The organism is Paenibacillus sp. GCM10027626, from assembly GCF_042676285.1.
Lineage (GTDB): Bacteria > Bacillota > Bacilli > Paenibacillales > Paenibacillaceae > Paenibacillus_Z.
Map to the genome: position 1 here is coordinate 699,333 of NZ_JBHTHC010000001.1, position 16,691 is coordinate 716,023.

Consider the following 16,691-nt stretch of genomic DNA (forward strand, 5'->3'; position numbering starts at 1 on the left):
CTCATTTCTATCTACCCTCCGCTTTATCCCCGCGCAAAGCCATACATGTGCTTGTCGCATGAGCCACCAGCGAACGGCTCTCATCATATATGCTGCATTCCACCAGGCCAATTGTGCGCCCGCGCTTGATGACACGGCCTTCCGCGCGAATTACGCCTGACCAGACCGGTTTTAAGTAGTTTATTTTGAGCTCAATCGTTGTAAAGGTCTCATCCGCCTCAAGCGTCGTTGAGAAAGCAACCCCAGTAGCCATATCCGCAAGGGCGCTAGTAATGCCTCCCATCAACGTGCCTTGCGGATTCGCATGCTGCTCCGTCACATTGAGCTCAAACGCAATAAAACCCGGCTCTACAGCGACCGGGAAAAACCCGAGAAACCGCTCGGCAGGCGATAATTGCGTCCGATTTTTGACTGCCTCGCAATAACGCTCGTAAAACTCACTCATTCCAAATAAGCCTCCCAAATGAAAACTAATGATCAAATGTCACCGTAAACCCATCACTGTCAGTATATCATTTGCCGGATTCTCTCCGCTAATGACAACTGTCATGAATTCACCTAGGACGTTTAAGGTTTATGTAAGGTTCGGATTACATTGCTTTAAGGTGCGGCCTTTATGATTAAATATGCAATCATTATCCCTATCAAAAGAAGGAGTTTCTCCATGAAAACGATTCTGGAAGCCAAGAACGTGACCAAAACATTTGGAACAAAAGGAAATGTATATACCGCTTTACAGGAAATCAGCCTGGAAATTAAGGAAGGAGAGTTCGTTGGCATTATGGGGCCTTCCGGAGCAGGAAAATCTACGCTGCTGAACATTTTTTCGACAATCGATACACCCACCTCCGGCGATATTACGATTGACGGGCAAAATATTGTAACGATGAATGAAGAGACGTTGTCCGACTTTCGCCGCAAAAAGCTGGGCTTTATTTTTCAGGACTATAATTTGCTCGATACTTTAACGGTCAAGGAAAATATATTGCTGCCGCTTGCCTTGTCCAAAACAGCGCCGGCTGAAATAGAAGAACGGGTCAATCAAATAGCCGAATTGTTCGGCATCGCGCAAATTGTCGATAAATATCCGTACCAGATTTCCGGCGGACAGAAGCAGCGTGCCGCAGCTTCGAGAGCGATGATCGCCAGTCCCAGTCTTATACTCGCTGACGAACCGACCGGCGCGCTTGACTCCAAATCGGCCGCAAGCCTGCTGGAAAGTCTAAGTAAACTGAATGTTTCCCAGGCATCCACTATTTTGATGGTGACTCATGATGCCTATGCTGCCAGCTACTGCAAGCGGGTCATCTTTATTAACGACGGCCGGCTGTTCAAGGAGCTGCATCAGCGGTACAGCACCCGCAAACAATTTTTTCAACAAATCTTGGAGGTTCTGTCGCTCTTCGGAGGTGGGCATCATGACGTTGTTTAGCATCGCCGGGAAAAACATCAGAAAAAACTTTACCCAATATTTTTTATACTTTATATCGATGATTTTTAGTATCGTCATCTATTTCACATTTGTGTCCTTGAAATACGATCAAACGATCCAAGCAGCAGGAGAAGGTTCCGCTAAAATTAATTCCGTGTTCAGTGCCGCGGCTGTCGTCCTCATTATTTTTGCAGCGATTTTCATCTGGTATTCAAATGCCTTCTTTATCCGCAAACGCAAAAAGGAAGTAGCGTTATATTCGCTGCTCGGTGTGCGCAAAAAGCAGATCGGCCGCATGCTATTTTATGAAAATTTTTTGATGGGCACACTCGCCTTAATTGTGGGGATCTTACTTGGTTCGCTGTTAAGCCGCTTCTTTGTGATGATTTTGATGCGGGTGATGGGCTATGAGGAGGCTATCGTCAGCTTTACCGCTTCGACGGCCGCTATCGTCAATACCTTTATTGTTTTTATCATCATTACGCTCATTACGTCCATTCAAGGCTACCGGCTGATCTACCGTTTTAAACTAATCGAGCTGTTTCATGCTGATCAGCAGCACGAGAAGGAACCGAGGTCTTCCTTGTCTATCGCCTTGCTATCCCTCATTTTGATCGGCTTTGGTTACTGGCTTGCCCTGCAAAATCTGCTGCATTCGCAAGTATGGGCGGCACTAGGATTCATGACGACACCGCTCGTTATTCTGGCTGCAGTTATTTTGGGCACCTATTTGCTGTTCAACACCCTCACCGTGACGCTGTTAAAACTATCGAGAAGAAATAAAAGAAGCTACTGGAGGGGTATGAACATCATCGGAACTTCCCAGCTGCTATACCGGATGAAAGGCAATGCCCGGACATTGACGATTATCGCCGTTCTTAGTGCCACTACACTTACGGCAGTCGGTACTGCGTATAGCTTCTACTATAATAACTACAGTTCGGTTTCGCAGCTCAATCCGAATAGTATGATGTTCATTAGTCCGGACAATAAGACAGCCGATCAGATTCATAGCATGATCCAGCAATCGCCGGAACATAAACTCGAATATGGTGAAGCGCTGACGCTGCTTGAGGTGGATACCATTACTGCGGGCTCGGAGGAACAAACCTATACCATTCTCTCCAATCAAGACTTCAACCGGATGGCAGAGCTTCAAGGGCACAACGATCGATTAAGTTTGCAAGCAGGCGAGGCTGCCGCACTTGAGCCGATGTATGTCAAAGGGCTTTCGCCGGAGTATGTTGGCACTGAAATATCAATTGCCGGAAATGAAGCGCTCGGCAAGCTCAAATTCTCAGCCCTAAAACAATACAACGTCCTGAATCAGCGATCCGTATTCACTACGATTGTCGTTAGCGATGACATGTTCGCCAAGCTGAAGCCGCATGCTCACACGAAAATTGCCCAGGCATATGCGATTACCCGGCAGACGAAAGCCAAGCAACTCACTGAGGAGATAAAAAAGCTATTGCCGGAAGAAGCCGGATTTACCAGCTTTTATGACGATTACGCCCAGGGGATGGAAGCGTCTGGATTGATGATTTTTATGGGAGGGTTTCTGGGCCTCGTATTCCTTGCAGCAACAGGCAGCATCATCTATTTTAAACAATTAACCGAAGCAAATGCGGACAAAGCCCGTTATCACATCTTATATAAAATTGGCGTTAATCGCCGGGAAATCCGGGCAACCGTTGCAAAGCAAGTGCTGTTTATCTTTGCACTTCCGCTATTAGCGGGGCTGGCTCACTGTACGGTAGCGTTAATCGCTTTGTCCAGGCTGATCCAGACGAATCTGGTCGTTCCCGTTTTCATTTGTATGGGCGCTTATACCTGCATTTATCTGGTCTATTACGTATTGACCGTTAGCGCTTATTACAAGATTGTCACGAATACTAAATAGGTTAATCATAGGAGGATAACAATGAAAAAGGTTTTTATATTTGGTGTGATCCTTGCAGCTATTATCGCCGGTCTAGTCATCTTTATGCAAAATGTCAATCTCAATCGCTTGGGCGCTGAGCAATATTATGTGCAGCTGCAGGAGGGGGAGCGAAAGGAGGAAAAAACCGATAATGGAAAGAAATATATTTCTTACGAATATACGCTGCCAGGTTTTAATAAAGATGGCAATGAAAAAAACGTGAAGTTTACAGCTGCAAAAGAGCTGCGCCAAAATGCTTATTTAGCTGTCTATGTCAGGGATGATATTGTACGCTCTTACAAAGAAGTAACCAAGCAGGAACTGCCAGCACAGGCAAAGCAGAAGCTGGCGGCTTTACAACAATAACAGGATAAGGAGATTAATCAATGCATATTTCCAAAAAAGCAATTTCCCTTTCACTTGCCTTCACACTCGCAGCTGGTCCTATCATGTATACAGGCAGTTCATCCGCATATGCAGCAGCTGTCGACCAGCAGACCGATAAGTCCGTTGATCAAGTCAAGGCACAAGAGCAGCATTCCTCAATCCAATATTTCATTTCAGCCAAGCTGGATGAGAAGAAGATGAAGATTGAAGGCAGCCAGACCGTGACTTACCGCAACACTTCCAACGATACGTTGAAAGAGCTGGTCTTTCATACCTTTGCCGATGCCAACCGTTCGCAATCAACGAAGTCCGGCTTCTTCAAGCGGACGAATGAGCAGCTTATGAAAGAGAATCCGGCATTGAAGCCGGCTGATTTCCTGGGCGGGATTGACATTCACACTGTGAAAACGAGCGAGACAGCCTTGGCATTCAGCAACACAAACCAAGCGCTGACTGTTCAGCTGCTGCAGGAGCTTACGCCCGGAGAAGCTGTAACTGTGCAAATTGAATTTGAAGTGCAAATCCCTTACGGTTCTGGCCGCTTGTCGCATATGAAGGATATCATTAACGGCGCCCATTGGTTCCCGGTCATGTCTGTCTATGATGATAAAACCCATCAATGGGACAAAACGCCTTATAGTACGAGCTTCGAAAGCGATTATTATACGATCTCCGATTTTGAGGTGCAATTCAATGTGCCGGATTCCTATCAGGTTTTAATGCCGGGGACGGTAACTGTGGAGGAAACTGCGGAGAAGGGACGCAAAATGATTTCCGCCATTGCCGGCAATACGCGGGAATTCGTCTTTTTTGCCAGCCCGAATTATAAGGTGAGCAGGGCAACGCGTGATGGCCTTACGATAGAATATTATTATTTCGATAATGAGCCAGGGAAGGAAAAAGCTGCTGAGCAATACATCGATCAAGCCTTCCGCTCCATTACATTTTTCAATGAAAAATTTGGCCCATACCCTTATCCTGAATTCCGGATTGCGGAATCCTATGCGGAAGGCATCGCGGTGGAATTTTCCCGGGTCATTCAAATGGGCAAGCTTTCACCTGATGCCAATCCGGTACAAAATACTGTATTTATCCATGAAATTGCCCACCAATGGTTCCACGCCTTAATTGGCAACAATTCGGAGCTGGAATCATTTCTGGATGAAGGCTTTGCCGACTTTGCCACAAGCTATTTTGCCGAAAAACAAGGCGATCCGCTAAACGGCTTCAAAATGATACAATTTGACGATACGCCAATTGATATTCCAATCGCTTCCTCCAATACGGAGGTCGGGGACATGGCCAATCCGGTCTTTTATGACAAAGGGCGTCAGGCGATTTATCAGCTTTACCGTATGGTAGGGGAGAAGAAGTTCGATGCGTTTATGCAAGCTTACTTTAAGCGGTATGTGCACCAAAATGCCTCGATTGAAGGACTGCTGCAAACCATTGAGGATGTGCTGGGCAAGCAAGTGCGCAATGAGATGCAAACTGCCTTATATGAGCCTAATTTTGCGCTGGAACCTGAATATCAGATGACGGCCGAGGAGAGAATCGCCTATTTCCGCGAGCAGCTAAAGACGATCTATCATACTTCCTTTGCCCAAATTGCTGACCTGCTGCAAGAGACGATGAGCCGGGTGATCGATAAAGCACTTCAAGGGGAGCCGCTGACAATCGTGACCAGCGAGCCGGCAAGCTCCGCAGAAAAGCATCAGCAGAAGCAACTGCTGCAGCAATTGCAAGATTCCTTGCTATTTTTGGGGCTTCAGCCAAAAGTGATTTCTGAACGGCAAGCGATCAAAAAACAGCTTACCAAAGAACTGGCCGGCAGCAATCTGATTGTCCTTGGCAATGCAAAGTCAAATGCGCTCATTCAAGCCCTAAAGCCAGGCATCATCCAGCGTTCCAAGCTAATCGGCTTCGACTGGAAACAAAAAATGAACAAGCCGTCAACCTTTGGCGCTTATGTAATTAAGCATCCATATAATCAGAAGCGGCTGCTGCTGCATTACTACTGGAACGACAAGGCACTCGATCAGGGAACTGCCAAGCTCATAGCGGTTCAAATGCAAAAAGTGCTGATGTTTGGCGCCGACTTCTATCACTATTATGAAATAAACAAGAAAGGCAATGTTATCGCAGAGAAGAAAACGGCCAATCCGCTGGCAGAGCTCTTCGGAGAATAGGAAAGAGCAGCTTTTCAACGAACAGCATGTATAGTAACGTATAGGATGGGGAAGCTAAGGGACTTACAGCGTCTTGCGGCTTCTCCATTCGCTGCAAAGGAGGCAAAAATCTGTGACCTTTAATCATTCCATCCTGATCGTAGAAGATGAAGCCGATATTGTGAAGCTGCTGCAGACCGTGCTGCTCAAGGAAGGTTTTGAACATGTGTATGCGGCTGCCACGGCAGAGGAGGGCTGGCTTGAATTTCAAAAGAGGAAGCCCGACATCGTCATCCTCGATATTATGCTCCCCGATGGAGAAGGATATGACGTATGTAAAAGAATACGCAGCGTTTCCAACGTACCGATTTTCTTTTTATCCGCCAAAGCCGACGAAATCGATAAAATATTGGGCTTCGCGATTGGCGGCGACGATTATATTACAAAACCGTTTAGTCCGAAAGAAGTCGCTTACCGGATAAAAGCGCGTTTTAGAAGAGATGATTTTGCCCAGGAAGCCGGACAGGTAAAGCCGGTTATTAAAGCCGGTCCCTTTGAATATGACGAACAAAAGATTGAACTGAAGAAGCTCGGTGAAATTATTGAACTAAAGCCGAAGGAGCTTGGTCTCTTCATCCATTTGCTGAAGCATCCCAATCAGATTATTAGCAAGGAAAGCTTATATGACCGCGTTTGGGGCGAAGAGGTTTTTGGCTATGATAATACGGTAATGGTTCACATTCGCCGGCTTAGAGAAAAGATCGAAGCCGATCCTTCCGCGCCGCAGTATTTGGTCACAGTGAAGGGCTTAGGCTATAAGCTCGTTATAAAGGATGAATAGCCGATGAAGTGGAGGCTGACCGGAAGATACCTGCTATCTGTAGTGCTGATCGTGATCATCGTCGTAGTGATGAATATGACGGTGGCAGCAGGCTTGCTAATCCTGCAAGCGCTTGACAAAAACCCCCTTTTCGACCGGGAGGGTGCCTCATCTGAAGCAATCACCCGCTCCTTTACACAGTATATTGTCCCTGCAGCTTCCGGTATCGCAATTACCGAACAAGGTAAGGAGGTGCTGCAGCACAATCAGGCATGGATCCAAATTTTAGATGAAAGTGGAAACCAGTTATATAGCTACCAAGCTCCAGAAGAGGCAAAAGCCAAATATACCCCCCTGGATATTATTCACATCTACAAATATTTAGAAATTGATACCTCAACCGTGTTTGTTGGCGAAAAGGAGCTCCAAAATCACCGCTACAGCTATCTGATTGGCTTTAAAGATCCTAACTTACGGCGGTATGTTGTTACACTTGATTACCGGACACTCAGTCAAGCGTTCAAAACCGGAAGCCTTATCTTGATTATTATTGACGGATTGATTGCACTATGCATCGGTTATCTGTTCAGCAAAAGACTGACTCAGCCACTCCACATACTAATTGATGGGATTAGGCGGTTGGCTAATAAAAATTACAATTTTCACTATAAGCCGAAAGGGGTCTATAAAGACGTCTTTCATAATGTCAATTTATTGTCTACAGAGCTGCAAGCAAGCGAGCTGGAACGAAAAAAACTGGATCAAATGAAAGAAGAGTGGATCGGCAACATTTCTCATGATATTAAAACGCCGCTAGCGTCGATCCAAGGCTACGCAGAAATGATGAAGGATAAGGATTACCAATTTACCGTCGAAGAAATGAGAGATTATGCCGAAATCATTGAACGGAAAGCGCTGTACTTGAAGGATGTCATTGAAGACTTGAATTTATCTACACGCCTCAAAAATAAAGAGCTGACGCTCAACACAAAAAATGTTAATCTTGTAAAACTCATTCGGAATACGGTTATCGACACTCTTAATGATTCCCGCTACGCCAATCGCACCATTGATTTTCAGTGCAGTAGTGAAGTCATTAAACTTAACGTAGATGAAATACTTTTTCGCAGAGCGATCAGTAATTTGATCTACAATGCGATCGTACACAATGATGAAGCTGTAGCAATACAAGTCAGTATAGAACTGAATGATAAGCTGATCACGATCCGGATTCTCGATAATGGCAAAGGCATTCATCCAGACGAGCTCGATCGCCTATTTGACCGTTATTACCGCGGCACCAATACCGGGGAGCTGCACAAAGGCTCGGGACTCGGCATGGCCATTACGCGTGATATTATTCACGCCCATGGCGGGGAGATTGATGTGGATAGTAAGTTAAATGCAGGGACATGTATTGAGATTAGAATGAAAATAAATTAAAGCTGTCGCGCTATTGCGCGGCAGCTTTTTTTCTCATCGAATGCCAGGACAAAGAAATATCCTAAATACCAGTGACGGTTACTTGCTATCCTTCAATTAAAAACCTTTATATTGAGGCTCTTCATTTTCCAATTGTTGAACTCGGCCTTCCACTTGTTGTACGATCTGATCTGTCTGTTGAGCCGCACTCGTAAACATTGTTTTGGCCTCTTGATTTTGGGTATTCAATGCAAATTGTTCAAGGCTGGCTTGCGCGCTTTTCAAAGAAGCAAGGCAAGTTTTAACTTGGGATGCTACTGTCACCTTTATCACCTCCTTTCCAAGTGAAATGGAAGTATTACCGGCTATCACTTGCGCAGTTGACTTAAAATATTGTTTAACAGTTGCCCGTAGAACATACAAGGGAAAAAATGTCTGGTCGAACTTCCTTAAGTGGAAAAGTCTTATTAGTTTGTTATTGGCCATTTGGACAAATAATTTGAGTGTTAATGAAAATCTGCTGATTGGAGGAGGATCAAGTTGTGCCGGATTGGTTAGAAATTACACTGCGAACATTATTGTCAGTCGTTGCGCTTTTTTTAATAACGAAATTGCTGGGCAAAAGACAAATTTCTCAGCTTTCGTTCTTTGAGTACATTACTGGGATTACGATTGGCAGCCTGGCCGCTTATACTTCATTAGATATGGAAGATAAATGGTATTTGGGTTTGGTTGCCTTAGGTGTTTGGGGTGCTGTATCTTTCGGCATCGAATTTTTGCAAATCAAAAGTAAAAAAGCCAGAAATTTCATCGATAGCCGAGGAACAGTGCTGATTAAGGAAGGTAAAGTTTTAGAGGATAATTTGAAAAAAGAACGAATCTCAACTGACGAATTGTTGGAGAAGATTCGCGGAAAAAATGCTTTTAAAGTAGCGGATGTCGAATTTGCCGTCATGGAACCAAGTGGAGATGTTAATGTGCTGCTTACTAGGGAAAACCTGCCATTAACGCCAAAACATCTGGGAATTAAAGTCGGACCCGAACAAGAACCGCAAACGGTTATTATGGATGGAAAGATTATGGATGAGCCGCTGGCAACAATCGGTTTAAATCGAAATTGGTTAAATTGTGAGCTTGATAAAATCGGCGTAACCGTCGAAAATGTATTTCTTGGTCAAGTCGATTCGTATCAACAGCTTTATGTCGATTTGTATGACGATCAAATTAAAGTGCCTGCACCAAAAGTCAAAGCAACGCTGTATGCCTCCTTGAAAAAATGTGAAGCCGATCTGGAGCTGTTTGGCTTGGCAACCCAGGACGAAGAGGCAAAAAAAATGTATGAGCAGTGCGTAAAGGAATTACAGAGTATCCTTGCGGATGTAAAACCTCTGTTGCATCATTAAGACCTTTTATGAAGGAGGGAGCTGAAGTTCTATGGCCAATAACAAGAAAAAAATGACTCCGGTTCAGCAGGAATACCAAAAACTTGCGAAAAAAAGAGAACCCGCCAGGCCGGTTTTTAAAAACTGTTTAAAGGCCTTTTTAGTTGGCGGTACGATTTGTCTGATCGGGCAAGGGATACAGGAAATGTTTGTTCATTGGGCGGGATTTAATGAAAAAGAAGCGAGCAATCCGACCGTTGCCGTCTTAATTTTAATTTCCGTCATTCTTACCTGTACAGGGGTTTACGATAAGATGGCACAGTGGGCAGGAGCTGGTACTGCGGTTCCGGTTACGGGATTTGCCAATACGATGGCTTCTGCGGCGCTGGAGCATCGAAGTGAAGGAATGGTTTTGGGCGTCGGAGGAAAAATGTTTAAAATTTCCGGTCCGGTCATTGTGTTCGGCGTCGTTGCGGCATTTATAATCGCCATTCTTCATTGGATTTTTAATCCCGGGGCCGTAAAGGGAGGGGCTTAATTATGCTGAAAGGCCATCAGAGTTGGATTTTTGAGAACCGCCCCTCCATTATCGGTGCGGCAACTGTCGTCGGTCCATTTGAAGGTCAAGGGCCTTTGGCTGAGGATTTCGATATCATTCATGGGGACATCTATTTGGGACAAGATAGCTGGGAAAAGGCGGAACGTACCCTGTTGGAAGAAGCAGGCAAGCTTGCGATCGAAAATGCGGAACTCACGCAAGAACAGATCAATTTCTTTATCGGCGGCGATTTGATGAACCAAATTACGAGTACCAGCTTTGCAGCGCGTACATTGACCGTTCCTTATATCGGTGTTTTCGGAGCTTGCTCTACATCTATGGAGAGTTTGGCACTGGCTGCCAACCTCGTCAATTCGCGCTCGGCCAAATATGCGTTATCAAGTGCATGCAGCCATAACGCCACCGCGGAAAAACAATTCCGTTACCCGACCGAGTATGGTTCGCAAAAGCCGCCAACTGCCCAGTATACCGTTACCGGAGCGGGAGCGAGCGTCGTTGCCCATAAAGGGGATGGTCCATACATTACTTCCGCGACAATTGGCCGCATCATCGACATGGGAATAACGGATCCGCTCAATATGGGAGCCGCAATGGCTCCGGCTGCTGTAGACACAATTCAGGCTCATTTTCGCGATTTTCACATTGAACCAGGTTATTACGATCTGATTGTGACAGGCGACTTGTCCAAGATCGGGCATGAAATTGCCCGCGATTTATTTCGCAAACATAAAGTGCCGATGCAGCAGACCGAATTTAAAGACTGCGGAATGATGATTTACGATTACGATAAACAGTTGGTTCAAGCTGGAGCGAGCGGTTGCGCTTGCTCAGCGGTCGTTACTTATGGTCATCTGCTGAAAAAATTAAGAAAGAAGGAATTGCAACGAATTTTGGTTGTCGCGACCGGAGCGCTCCTTTCGCCGATTTCGTACCAGCAGGGAGAAAGTATTCCATGCATTGCGCACGCGGTTTCGATCGAAAGTGAGGAGTTGAAAAAATGATATTTCTGTGGGCCTTCTTAATTGGCGGAGCGATTTGCGTACTTGGGCAAATATGCTTCGATGTATTCAAGCTGACTCCTGCCCATACGATGACATTGCTTGTCGTTCTGGGGGCGATTGGAGACGGATTGGGGCTTTACGAACCGTTTATTAAATTTGCCGGCGCCGGCGCTTCAGTTCCGATTACAAGCTTTGGAAATTCACTTGTCCATGGAGCCTTGCAGGAATTGAAAAAAGACGGTCCGATCGGTATAGTTACCGGCATATTCGAAGTTACAAGTGCGGGGATTTCCTCCGCCATCATTTTCTCCTTCCTTGCTGCTTTATTCGTTAAGCCTAAAGGATAAAAATGGAGGGGCTGTCCAGAATGGGCGGCCCTATAACCATTTGTAGGGTTTGGGAAGAGGGAGGACACTGTGCAGAAAAATTATTCCTTAATTTGAATAATTGTGTTAGCATGATGAGTAAAAGCATTGTTAAAGATGGTGAAAAAATGGAACATGATGCTCTTGTGACTTTAAAGGAAGTTACGAAGAAATACGGGGAGCGAGTGGTTTTATCTGATATTTCGCTGCGTATAAGTCAAGGAGAAAGTATTGTTTTGCGTGGCAGTAATGGATCGGGAAAAAGCACTTTGCTGCGAATCGTTACTGGATTAATTCCGGTAACTTCGGGACAAAGGATGGTTAAGCATTCTAAATTAGCAATTGGATTTACGCCAGATCGGTTATCTAAGTTAAGGTTGACATCAACAGAATACCTGACTCATATGGGCAAAATAGCGAGTGTACCCCGAAAAGCGCTCCAAGCACGTATAGAAGAGCTTCACACTTTTTTTAATCTGGAGCAAAGCAAAAGTTTAAAGATGACGCATTTCTCGAAAGGGATGCTGCAAAAAGTCAACTTAATGCAGGCTACTATTAAAATACCCGACCTGCTCGTTTTGGATGAACCCTTCTCCGGGCTGGACAAAGAATCGATAGAGCACTTACTTGCCTCCCTGAAAAAAATTAAAGCGGGGGGAACATCCATTTTAGCCGCTGTGCATGACCCATTGCTTGTCGGTCAATTGGAGAGTCGTACATATTGGATCCGCCAAGGAAAACTAAGAGAGGAAAGAGCGGCAGTTTCCCAAAGTCCAGCGGTTATATTTTTTGAACTCGAATGCTTCTTATCCCAGGAAGCATTGCAGCATCTCACGGGTCTTTTTCCGGAAGTCGTCTGGAGGGAAGATGATAGCGGCTTAATCAGGTTTACAATTACGCAAAAGGATTATCGTGATTTTTTACTTCAATTAGTAAATAGAGGAATTGAGATTATCCACTTACAACGAAAGGAGATGATTCGATGATCTCCTTGTTTTCATTTTTGCATACTTGTTTTATGCGCTCTTATCGTTATGGGCCGCCTACCTTTATTTTTATTCTCGGTCTTATTTTTGTTTATAGTGTGGTCCCTAATCCGGTTATGGAGAGCTATGCATTTTCCGCCTCATTCCTGTTTATTGTTTCAGCCGTACTAAGCTATACGATCATTGATATCGAAACGCCAAATCAAGAATCAGTGACAGTGCTGCATTCCGGCAGTTTAGTTAAACTTTATATAGCCAAATTGCTATACAGCTGGATATTCACGATCCCTCTGGCAGTATATGCAGTACTGTTTCCGGCCATCTTTCATAAATTTGATAGGAACCCTAGCGTTGAGGAAATATTCATGTCTTTCATGTATCATTCTTCTTTGTCCTGGCTGGCAGTCTCGTTAGCTTGCTGGTTTAGTTCAAAATTCATTCGTTCCCGTGTCATGTCTTTCCTCTTGCTAAGCATTCTGATCGTCATCACCTTGAGTGTACGGGGGATCGAAAATCTATTACCTGAGGGATTGGAAAAGGCAATCTTATTATTGCCGCCTCTGGACAGAACAATGAAGGTATTGTCTGACTATGAAGGTGCAACACTTTTTATCAAACTGTTGGCTATTGGAGCCTCACTGCTCTACGGAATCATTTTAGGTGCGTTATTCTTGTACTTCATCTATAAACGTAAACTGGATTCGCCACAATCGTAATCGTTATTGAAGGTTTTCAATTGTCGAAAAGAACTTAACAAAGCGATGTTGCTAACGACAAAGAAAAGGTGGGAGAGATGAATAAAGTATTGGTCAAACCGTATATCCCTTACACATATAAGACGATGATTCCTTATTTGATTCTCGTCTTGCTGACTGATGTGGTGATCGGCTACATTTCCTACACCATGCTCATTGAATCGAGAACGGAAATGGCGGAAACCAATATTCGCACTGCGCTGGAGCAAACAAAGAACAACATGAAATACCAAATGGATGAAATACAGCGGATGTCCAACACGTTGTTCACCAGCATTTCATTCCAGGATGCCCTTCAGATCGAGGGAGAACCTTTGGACATTATGCTTAAAATGAGGGATGAAATTGTCCCCCAGATGAAAGCGCCGCTTCTACTGTTCGGGAACAATATCCGGCTGGCCCTCTATACGGTAAACGATGAGATGTTTGAGGTTTCCGGCGATGATATGTCGACTCCGATCAACAGGCGGGATTATTACGTTCTTTCTGCCAGCAGCATAGAAAACACCGAATGGTTCAAATCATTACAATCATCGAAGAAAGATAATTTATGGCTTCAGATTGATTCGGATCGGGAATTGGACAATATTTCTCATTTCCGCAAATTGATTTCATCGAGCGGTTATTCATCCGACATTGGCTACGTACGCGCGACAGCCCGGTTTGATGATCTTTTGGGCAGCAGCTTTGATACATTCCCGATTGAAGAAGGGATTAGCCTGCGTCTTATTGATGTAGCTTCTGGGGTGACGATGTATAAACGAGGGAATGCGGACGAACGAATCATCGAAGGATCCTTCTTAACGATCCGGGAAGAGATTCCCGAAACAAGCTTTGTCATAGAAACACTGGTCCCTCAAGATTACTTGAACAAGGATGCCGGCAGGATGCAGCAAACAATCGCCACCGTTTGTACGATAAGCTTTCTGGTCATGGCTTGTATCGGCTTTGTTGTCGCCCGGATTTCCGGCAAGAAAATGAAGCGAATTGTGACCTTGGTCAGATCGTTTCAGGAAGGCAATTTCTATAAGCGTATTGAATTTTCCGGAAACGATGAATTTGTCCATATCGCCGACTCGTTCAACGTGATGGCAAGGAGCATTCAAGATCTGATCAAGAACGTATACGAGCAGGGCATTCAGAAAAAGCAGGCTGAGCTTGATGCGCTCCAAGCCCAAATCAATCCGCATTTTCTCTACAATACGTTATCAACGATCGGTAGTCTGGCGAACATGGGTGAAACCCGGAAGGTCACGGTAATGGTCAAAGGTCTTGCCAAGTTTTACAGGCTGACGCTCAATCAAGGCCATGTTTATGTTTCGCTTGAACAGGAACTGGAGCAGGTGGAAGCTTATCTGGACATTCAGCGGGTTAAATATGCGAATAACTTTACGGTTTATATGGATATTGATCCGGAGATCAAAGATATCCGGGTGATTAAATTAATTTTGCAGCCGTTTGTGGAAAATATTTTTAAGCATGCTTGGTTTGGGGAAACGATAGCCATCCGTATAACAGGTCAACGATTAAAAAACAGCGTTGAGCTCAAAATCATCGATAACGGGATCGGAATGAAACCCGAAACATTGAAAAAAATGCGATCTGCCAGCCTTCATTCCGGGGGGTATGGTCTGAAAAATGTCGAGGAGCGAATCAAGCTAAGATATGGGAGTGATTTCGGTATCCGTATTGCCAGCATATATGGGGCGGGTACAACGGTACAAATTATTCTTCCTATCGATAATGCAGAGGTGAATGAGAGATGAAGATTAACATTATGCTGGTGGATGATGAAGATATCGATTTGGAATGGCTTAGGCGCAGGGTGGCGGGCAGCCAGCTTCCATCCTTGAATGTGGCCGGGACTGCCAAGAATGGGTTCACTGCATTGGAGATGATGAAGCAGGAAAGAATTGATATTATTCTCTCGGATATTCGCATGCCGATTATGTCGGGAATGGAATTTGCCAGGAAAGCGAAGGCGATCAATCCGCTTGTCCATATTATCTTTATTAGCGGGCATCAAGATTTCAGCTATGCGAAAGAGGCGATACAGTTAAGTGCCTCCGGCTATCTGCTGAAGCCTGTGGATGACAATGAGCTGCATGAAATGCTGACTGGCCTCTGCTCCAAAATCGAGAAAGAGCGGAAGCAGGATCTTTCCCTGACGGAAACGCTCTCGCTAGTGAATCAGGAGCTGCTGCTCCGCTGGTTCAATGAAATGACGCCAGGTTCGGCCGAAGCGCATATAAGCGGCTTTCTTGCCCCGTTACTGCACAGCGGCTCTGTGGTATCCATTATTGAGATCGATGATTTGGCGTGGAGAATCAAAACAATGGCGGAAGATGACAGGCGTTTGCTTACGGTTAATATTACGAATTTTATCCGTCATTTCGCTGATGAGAAAAATTTAGGAACCGTGATGACGAGCTATGATTATCATTATGTTCTGATCTCTACTGTACAGGAAGAGGACCTCACTGTATTCCTCGATGAGCTGATTCAAGCATTCAGCCGTGCTTTTCCGTTTACTTTAACGATTGGAATGGGGATGTACACAACGGAGATGGATAAGGTGCATGATTCCTACCGTCAGGCACAGGCGGCTTTAAGCATCAAATGGATACTCGGCAAAAACCGCTTGATCCGTGATGCTTCCGAGTGGTCGCCCAAACAAAAGATAGCCTCGAAGCTTGAAGAAATCGTGGAGCGGATGCTGCAGGCGATGCTGGAATATGATTTGATGACGATTGATGATTGTCTGCTTGAACTATTTCAAGGGGATAAGCCGTTATCCCAAAAAAATGACGTCTATGATCTCATTATCCGTATAACGTCGAAGCTGCATGCGGATTTACAGCAAATGAACGAAAATTTATATGAGATTGTGAAGTGGGATTCTCATCAGCCTCATATTCTATTCCAATTCGAAACGGTGCACGATATTCTTTCCTGGTTAAGGAGAAGGTTTTTTGAATTATCCGAGCTATTGTACGTAAAAAAACAAAGACAGACACGAAAGCTGATCGATGAGATTACGCAATACGTAGCGGGCAAGCTGGAGCAGAAGATAACGTTAAACGAAGTTGCCGCTCATTTTGGGTTTACACCGAATTATCTTGGCCAGTTGTTCAAAGCCGAAACCAATATTCTGTTCAGTGATTTTGTGAATGAACTGCGAATGAAACGTGTCTGTGAGCTGCTGCTTGACCCTACTATGAAAATTTATGAGATTGCAGACCGCGTCGGCTATAAGAATATGATTTATTTCAATAGACAGTTCAAGCAGTCGATGGGAATGTCGCCGGGAGAATATCGAAAAAAACAGAAGGTTTAGTCGCTTGGATGGCGGATGAAAGAATGAATGGCTCGGATCACATGGGGATTCGAGCTATATTTATATACCTCTGCAACCGGATCGTTGAATTAGTATTGGTTTTAGTTGCTCCCCTTAATGATATCGCGGACGATTCCTCTTTATAATAGCCAT

The 16,691-nt window shown here is 44.7% G+C and carries 16 protein-coding genes; 14 read left to right on the plus strand and 2 right to left on the minus strand.

The window, feature by feature from the left end:
- Positions 1-7: 7 nt before the first annotated feature.
- Positions 8-445 carry a PaaI family thioesterase gene (locus ACFQ0N_RS03375; RefSeq protein ID WP_379322924.1) on the minus strand — a complete coding sequence of 146 codons (438 nt, stop codon included), beginning with the start codon at positions 443-445 and terminating at the stop codon, positions 8-10.
- A 219-nt stretch (positions 446-664) separates the two neighbouring features.
- Here ACFQ0N_RS03375 and ACFQ0N_RS03380 point away from each other — a divergent pair, with 219 nt between their 5' ends.
- From ACFQ0N_RS03380 to ACFQ0N_RS03405, 6 genes are all read left to right on the plus strand, one after another.
- A complete protein-coding gene (locus ACFQ0N_RS03380; protein WP_379322925.1) occupies positions 665-1,432 on the plus strand; it encodes an ABC transporter ATP-binding protein in 768 nt (255 codons plus the stop codon).
- Positions 1,419-3,335, plus strand: a complete 1,917-nt coding sequence (locus ACFQ0N_RS03385) for an ABC transporter permease (protein WP_379322926.1) — start codon at positions 1,419-1,421, stop codon at positions 3,333-3,335. The genes ACFQ0N_RS03380 and ACFQ0N_RS03385 overlap by 14 nt, the downstream gene beginning before the upstream one ends.
- A 21-nt stretch (positions 3,336-3,356) precedes the next feature.
- Positions 3,357-3,722, plus strand: a complete 366-nt coding sequence (locus tag ACFQ0N_RS03390) for a YxeA family protein (RefSeq protein WP_379322927.1) — start codon at positions 3,357-3,359, stop codon at positions 3,720-3,722.
- A gap of 20 nt (positions 3,723-3,742) precedes the next feature.
- On the plus strand, positions 3,743-5,932 hold the full coding sequence (locus ACFQ0N_RS03395) for a M1 family metallopeptidase (protein ID WP_379322928.1): 2,190 nt from the start codon (positions 3,743-3,745) through the stop codon (positions 5,930-5,932).
- A gap of 112 nt (positions 5,933-6,044) precedes the next feature.
- Positions 6,045-6,752, plus strand: a complete 708-nt coding sequence (locus ACFQ0N_RS03400; RefSeq protein WP_379322929.1) for a response regulator transcription factor — start codon at positions 6,045-6,047, stop codon at positions 6,750-6,752.
- Between the two features lie 3 nt (positions 6,753-6,755).
- The gene (locus tag ACFQ0N_RS03405) at positions 6,756-8,174 is read left to right on the plus strand and encodes a sensor histidine kinase (protein WP_379322930.1); all 1,419 of its coding nucleotides are present in this window, start codon (positions 6,756-6,758) and stop codon (positions 8,172-8,174) included.
- 96 nt (positions 8,175-8,270) lie between these two features.
- Here the strand turns inward: ACFQ0N_RS03405 and ACFQ0N_RS03410 are convergent, their stop codons facing one another.
- A complete protein-coding gene (locus ACFQ0N_RS03410) occupies positions 8,271-8,477 on the minus strand; it encodes a DUF1657 domain-containing protein (protein WP_379322931.1) in 207 nt (68 codons plus the stop codon).
- 218 nt (positions 8,478-8,695) lie between these two features.
- Between ACFQ0N_RS03410 and ACFQ0N_RS03415 the strand changes: the two genes are divergently transcribed.
- The 8 genes from ACFQ0N_RS03415 (at position 8,696) to ACFQ0N_RS03450 (ending at position 16,538) form a co-directional block, all read left to right on the plus strand.
- Positions 8,696-9,556 carry a DUF421 domain-containing protein gene (locus ACFQ0N_RS03415; protein ID WP_379322932.1) on the plus strand — a complete coding sequence of 287 codons (861 nt, stop codon included), beginning with the start codon at positions 8,696-8,698 and terminating at the stop codon, positions 9,554-9,556.
- A gap of 31 nt (positions 9,557-9,587) precedes the next feature.
- Positions 9,588-10,073, plus strand: coding sequence for a stage V sporulation protein AC (gene spoVAC / locus ACFQ0N_RS03420; protein WP_379322933.1), 486 nt, complete (start codon positions 9,588-9,590; stop codon positions 10,071-10,073).
- 2 nt (positions 10,074-10,075) lie between these two features.
- Complete coding sequence (gene spoVAD / locus ACFQ0N_RS03425; protein WP_379322934.1) at positions 10,076-11,095, plus strand: stage V sporulation protein AD; 1,020 nt, start codon at positions 10,076-10,078, stop codon at positions 11,093-11,095.
- Positions 11,092-11,442: a stage V sporulation protein AE gene (spoVAE, locus tag ACFQ0N_RS03430; RefSeq protein ID WP_379322935.1), complete on the plus strand. Its 351-nt coding sequence runs from the start codon at positions 11,092-11,094 to the stop codon at positions 11,440-11,442. Before spoVAD ends, spoVAE begins: the two co-directional genes overlap by 4 nt.
- Before the next feature lie 20 nt (positions 11,443-11,462).
- Positions 11,463-12,446 (plus strand): ATP-binding cassette domain-containing protein, encoded by a 984-nt coding sequence (locus ACFQ0N_RS03435; protein WP_379322936.1) that lies wholly within the window; start codon positions 11,463-11,465, stop codon positions 12,444-12,446.
- Entirely contained in the window at positions 12,443-13,162 is a 720-nt protein-coding gene (locus tag ACFQ0N_RS03440) for a hypothetical protein (RefSeq protein WP_379322937.1), read from the plus strand. Before ACFQ0N_RS03435 ends, ACFQ0N_RS03440 begins: the two co-directional genes overlap by 4 nt.
- A 77-nt stretch (positions 13,163-13,239) precedes the next feature.
- Positions 13,240-14,967, plus strand: a complete 1,728-nt coding sequence (locus tag ACFQ0N_RS03445) for a sensor histidine kinase (RefSeq protein ID WP_379322938.1) — start codon at positions 13,240-13,242, stop codon at positions 14,965-14,967.
- Positions 14,964-16,538, plus strand: a complete 1,575-nt coding sequence (locus ACFQ0N_RS03450; protein WP_379322939.1) for a response regulator — start codon at positions 14,964-14,966, stop codon at positions 16,536-16,538. Before ACFQ0N_RS03445 ends, ACFQ0N_RS03450 begins: the two co-directional genes overlap by 4 nt.
- The last annotated feature ends 153 nt before the right edge of the window (positions 16,539-16,691 follow it).

Excerpts from the sequence above, each read along its gene's own strand:
- ACFQ0N_RS03405 (WP_379322930.1), top strand. The coding sequence starts at position 6,756 with ATGAAGTGGAGGCTGACCGGAAGATACCTGCTATCTGTAGTGCTGATC.
- ACFQ0N_RS03440 (WP_379322937.1), top strand. The coding sequence starts at position 12,443 with ATGATCTCCTTGTTTTCATTTTTGCATACTTGTTTTATGCGCTCTTAT.
- ACFQ0N_RS03435 (WP_379322936.1), top strand. The coding sequence starts at position 11,463 with ATGGGCGGCCCTATAACCATTTGTAGGGTTTGGGAAGAGGGAGGACAC.
- ACFQ0N_RS03380 (WP_379322925.1), top strand. The coding sequence starts at position 665 with ATGAAAACGATTCTGGAAGCCAAGAACGTGACCAAAACATTTGGAACA.
- spoVAD (WP_379322934.1), top strand. The coding sequence starts at position 10,076 with ATGCTGAAAGGCCATCAGAGTTGGATTTTTGAGAACCGCCCCTCCATT.
- ACFQ0N_RS03450 (WP_379322939.1), top strand. The coding sequence starts at position 14,964 with ATGAAGATTAACATTATGCTGGTGGATGATGAAGATATCGATTTGGAA.
- spoVAC (WP_379322933.1), top strand. The coding sequence starts at position 9,588 with ATGGCCAATAACAAGAAAAAAATGACTCCGGTTCAGCAGGAATACCAA.
- ACFQ0N_RS03375 (WP_379322924.1), bottom strand. The coding sequence starts at position 445 with ATGAGTGAGTTTTACGAGCGTTATTGCGAGGCAGTCAAAAATCGGACG.
- ACFQ0N_RS03395 (WP_379322928.1), top strand. The coding sequence starts at position 3,743 with ATGCATATTTCCAAAAAAGCAATTTCCCTTTCACTTGCCTTCACACTC.
- spoVAE (WP_379322935.1), top strand. The coding sequence starts at position 11,092 with ATGATATTTCTGTGGGCCTTCTTAATTGGCGGAGCGATTTGCGTACTT.
- ACFQ0N_RS03390 (WP_379322927.1), top strand. The coding sequence starts at position 3,357 with ATGAAAAAGGTTTTTATATTTGGTGTGATCCTTGCAGCTATTATCGCC.
- ACFQ0N_RS03445 (WP_379322938.1), top strand. The coding sequence starts at position 13,240 with ATGAATAAAGTATTGGTCAAACCGTATATCCCTTACACATATAAGACG.
- ACFQ0N_RS03385 (WP_379322926.1), top strand. The coding sequence starts at position 1,419 with ATGACGTTGTTTAGCATCGCCGGGAAAAACATCAGAAAAAACTTTACC.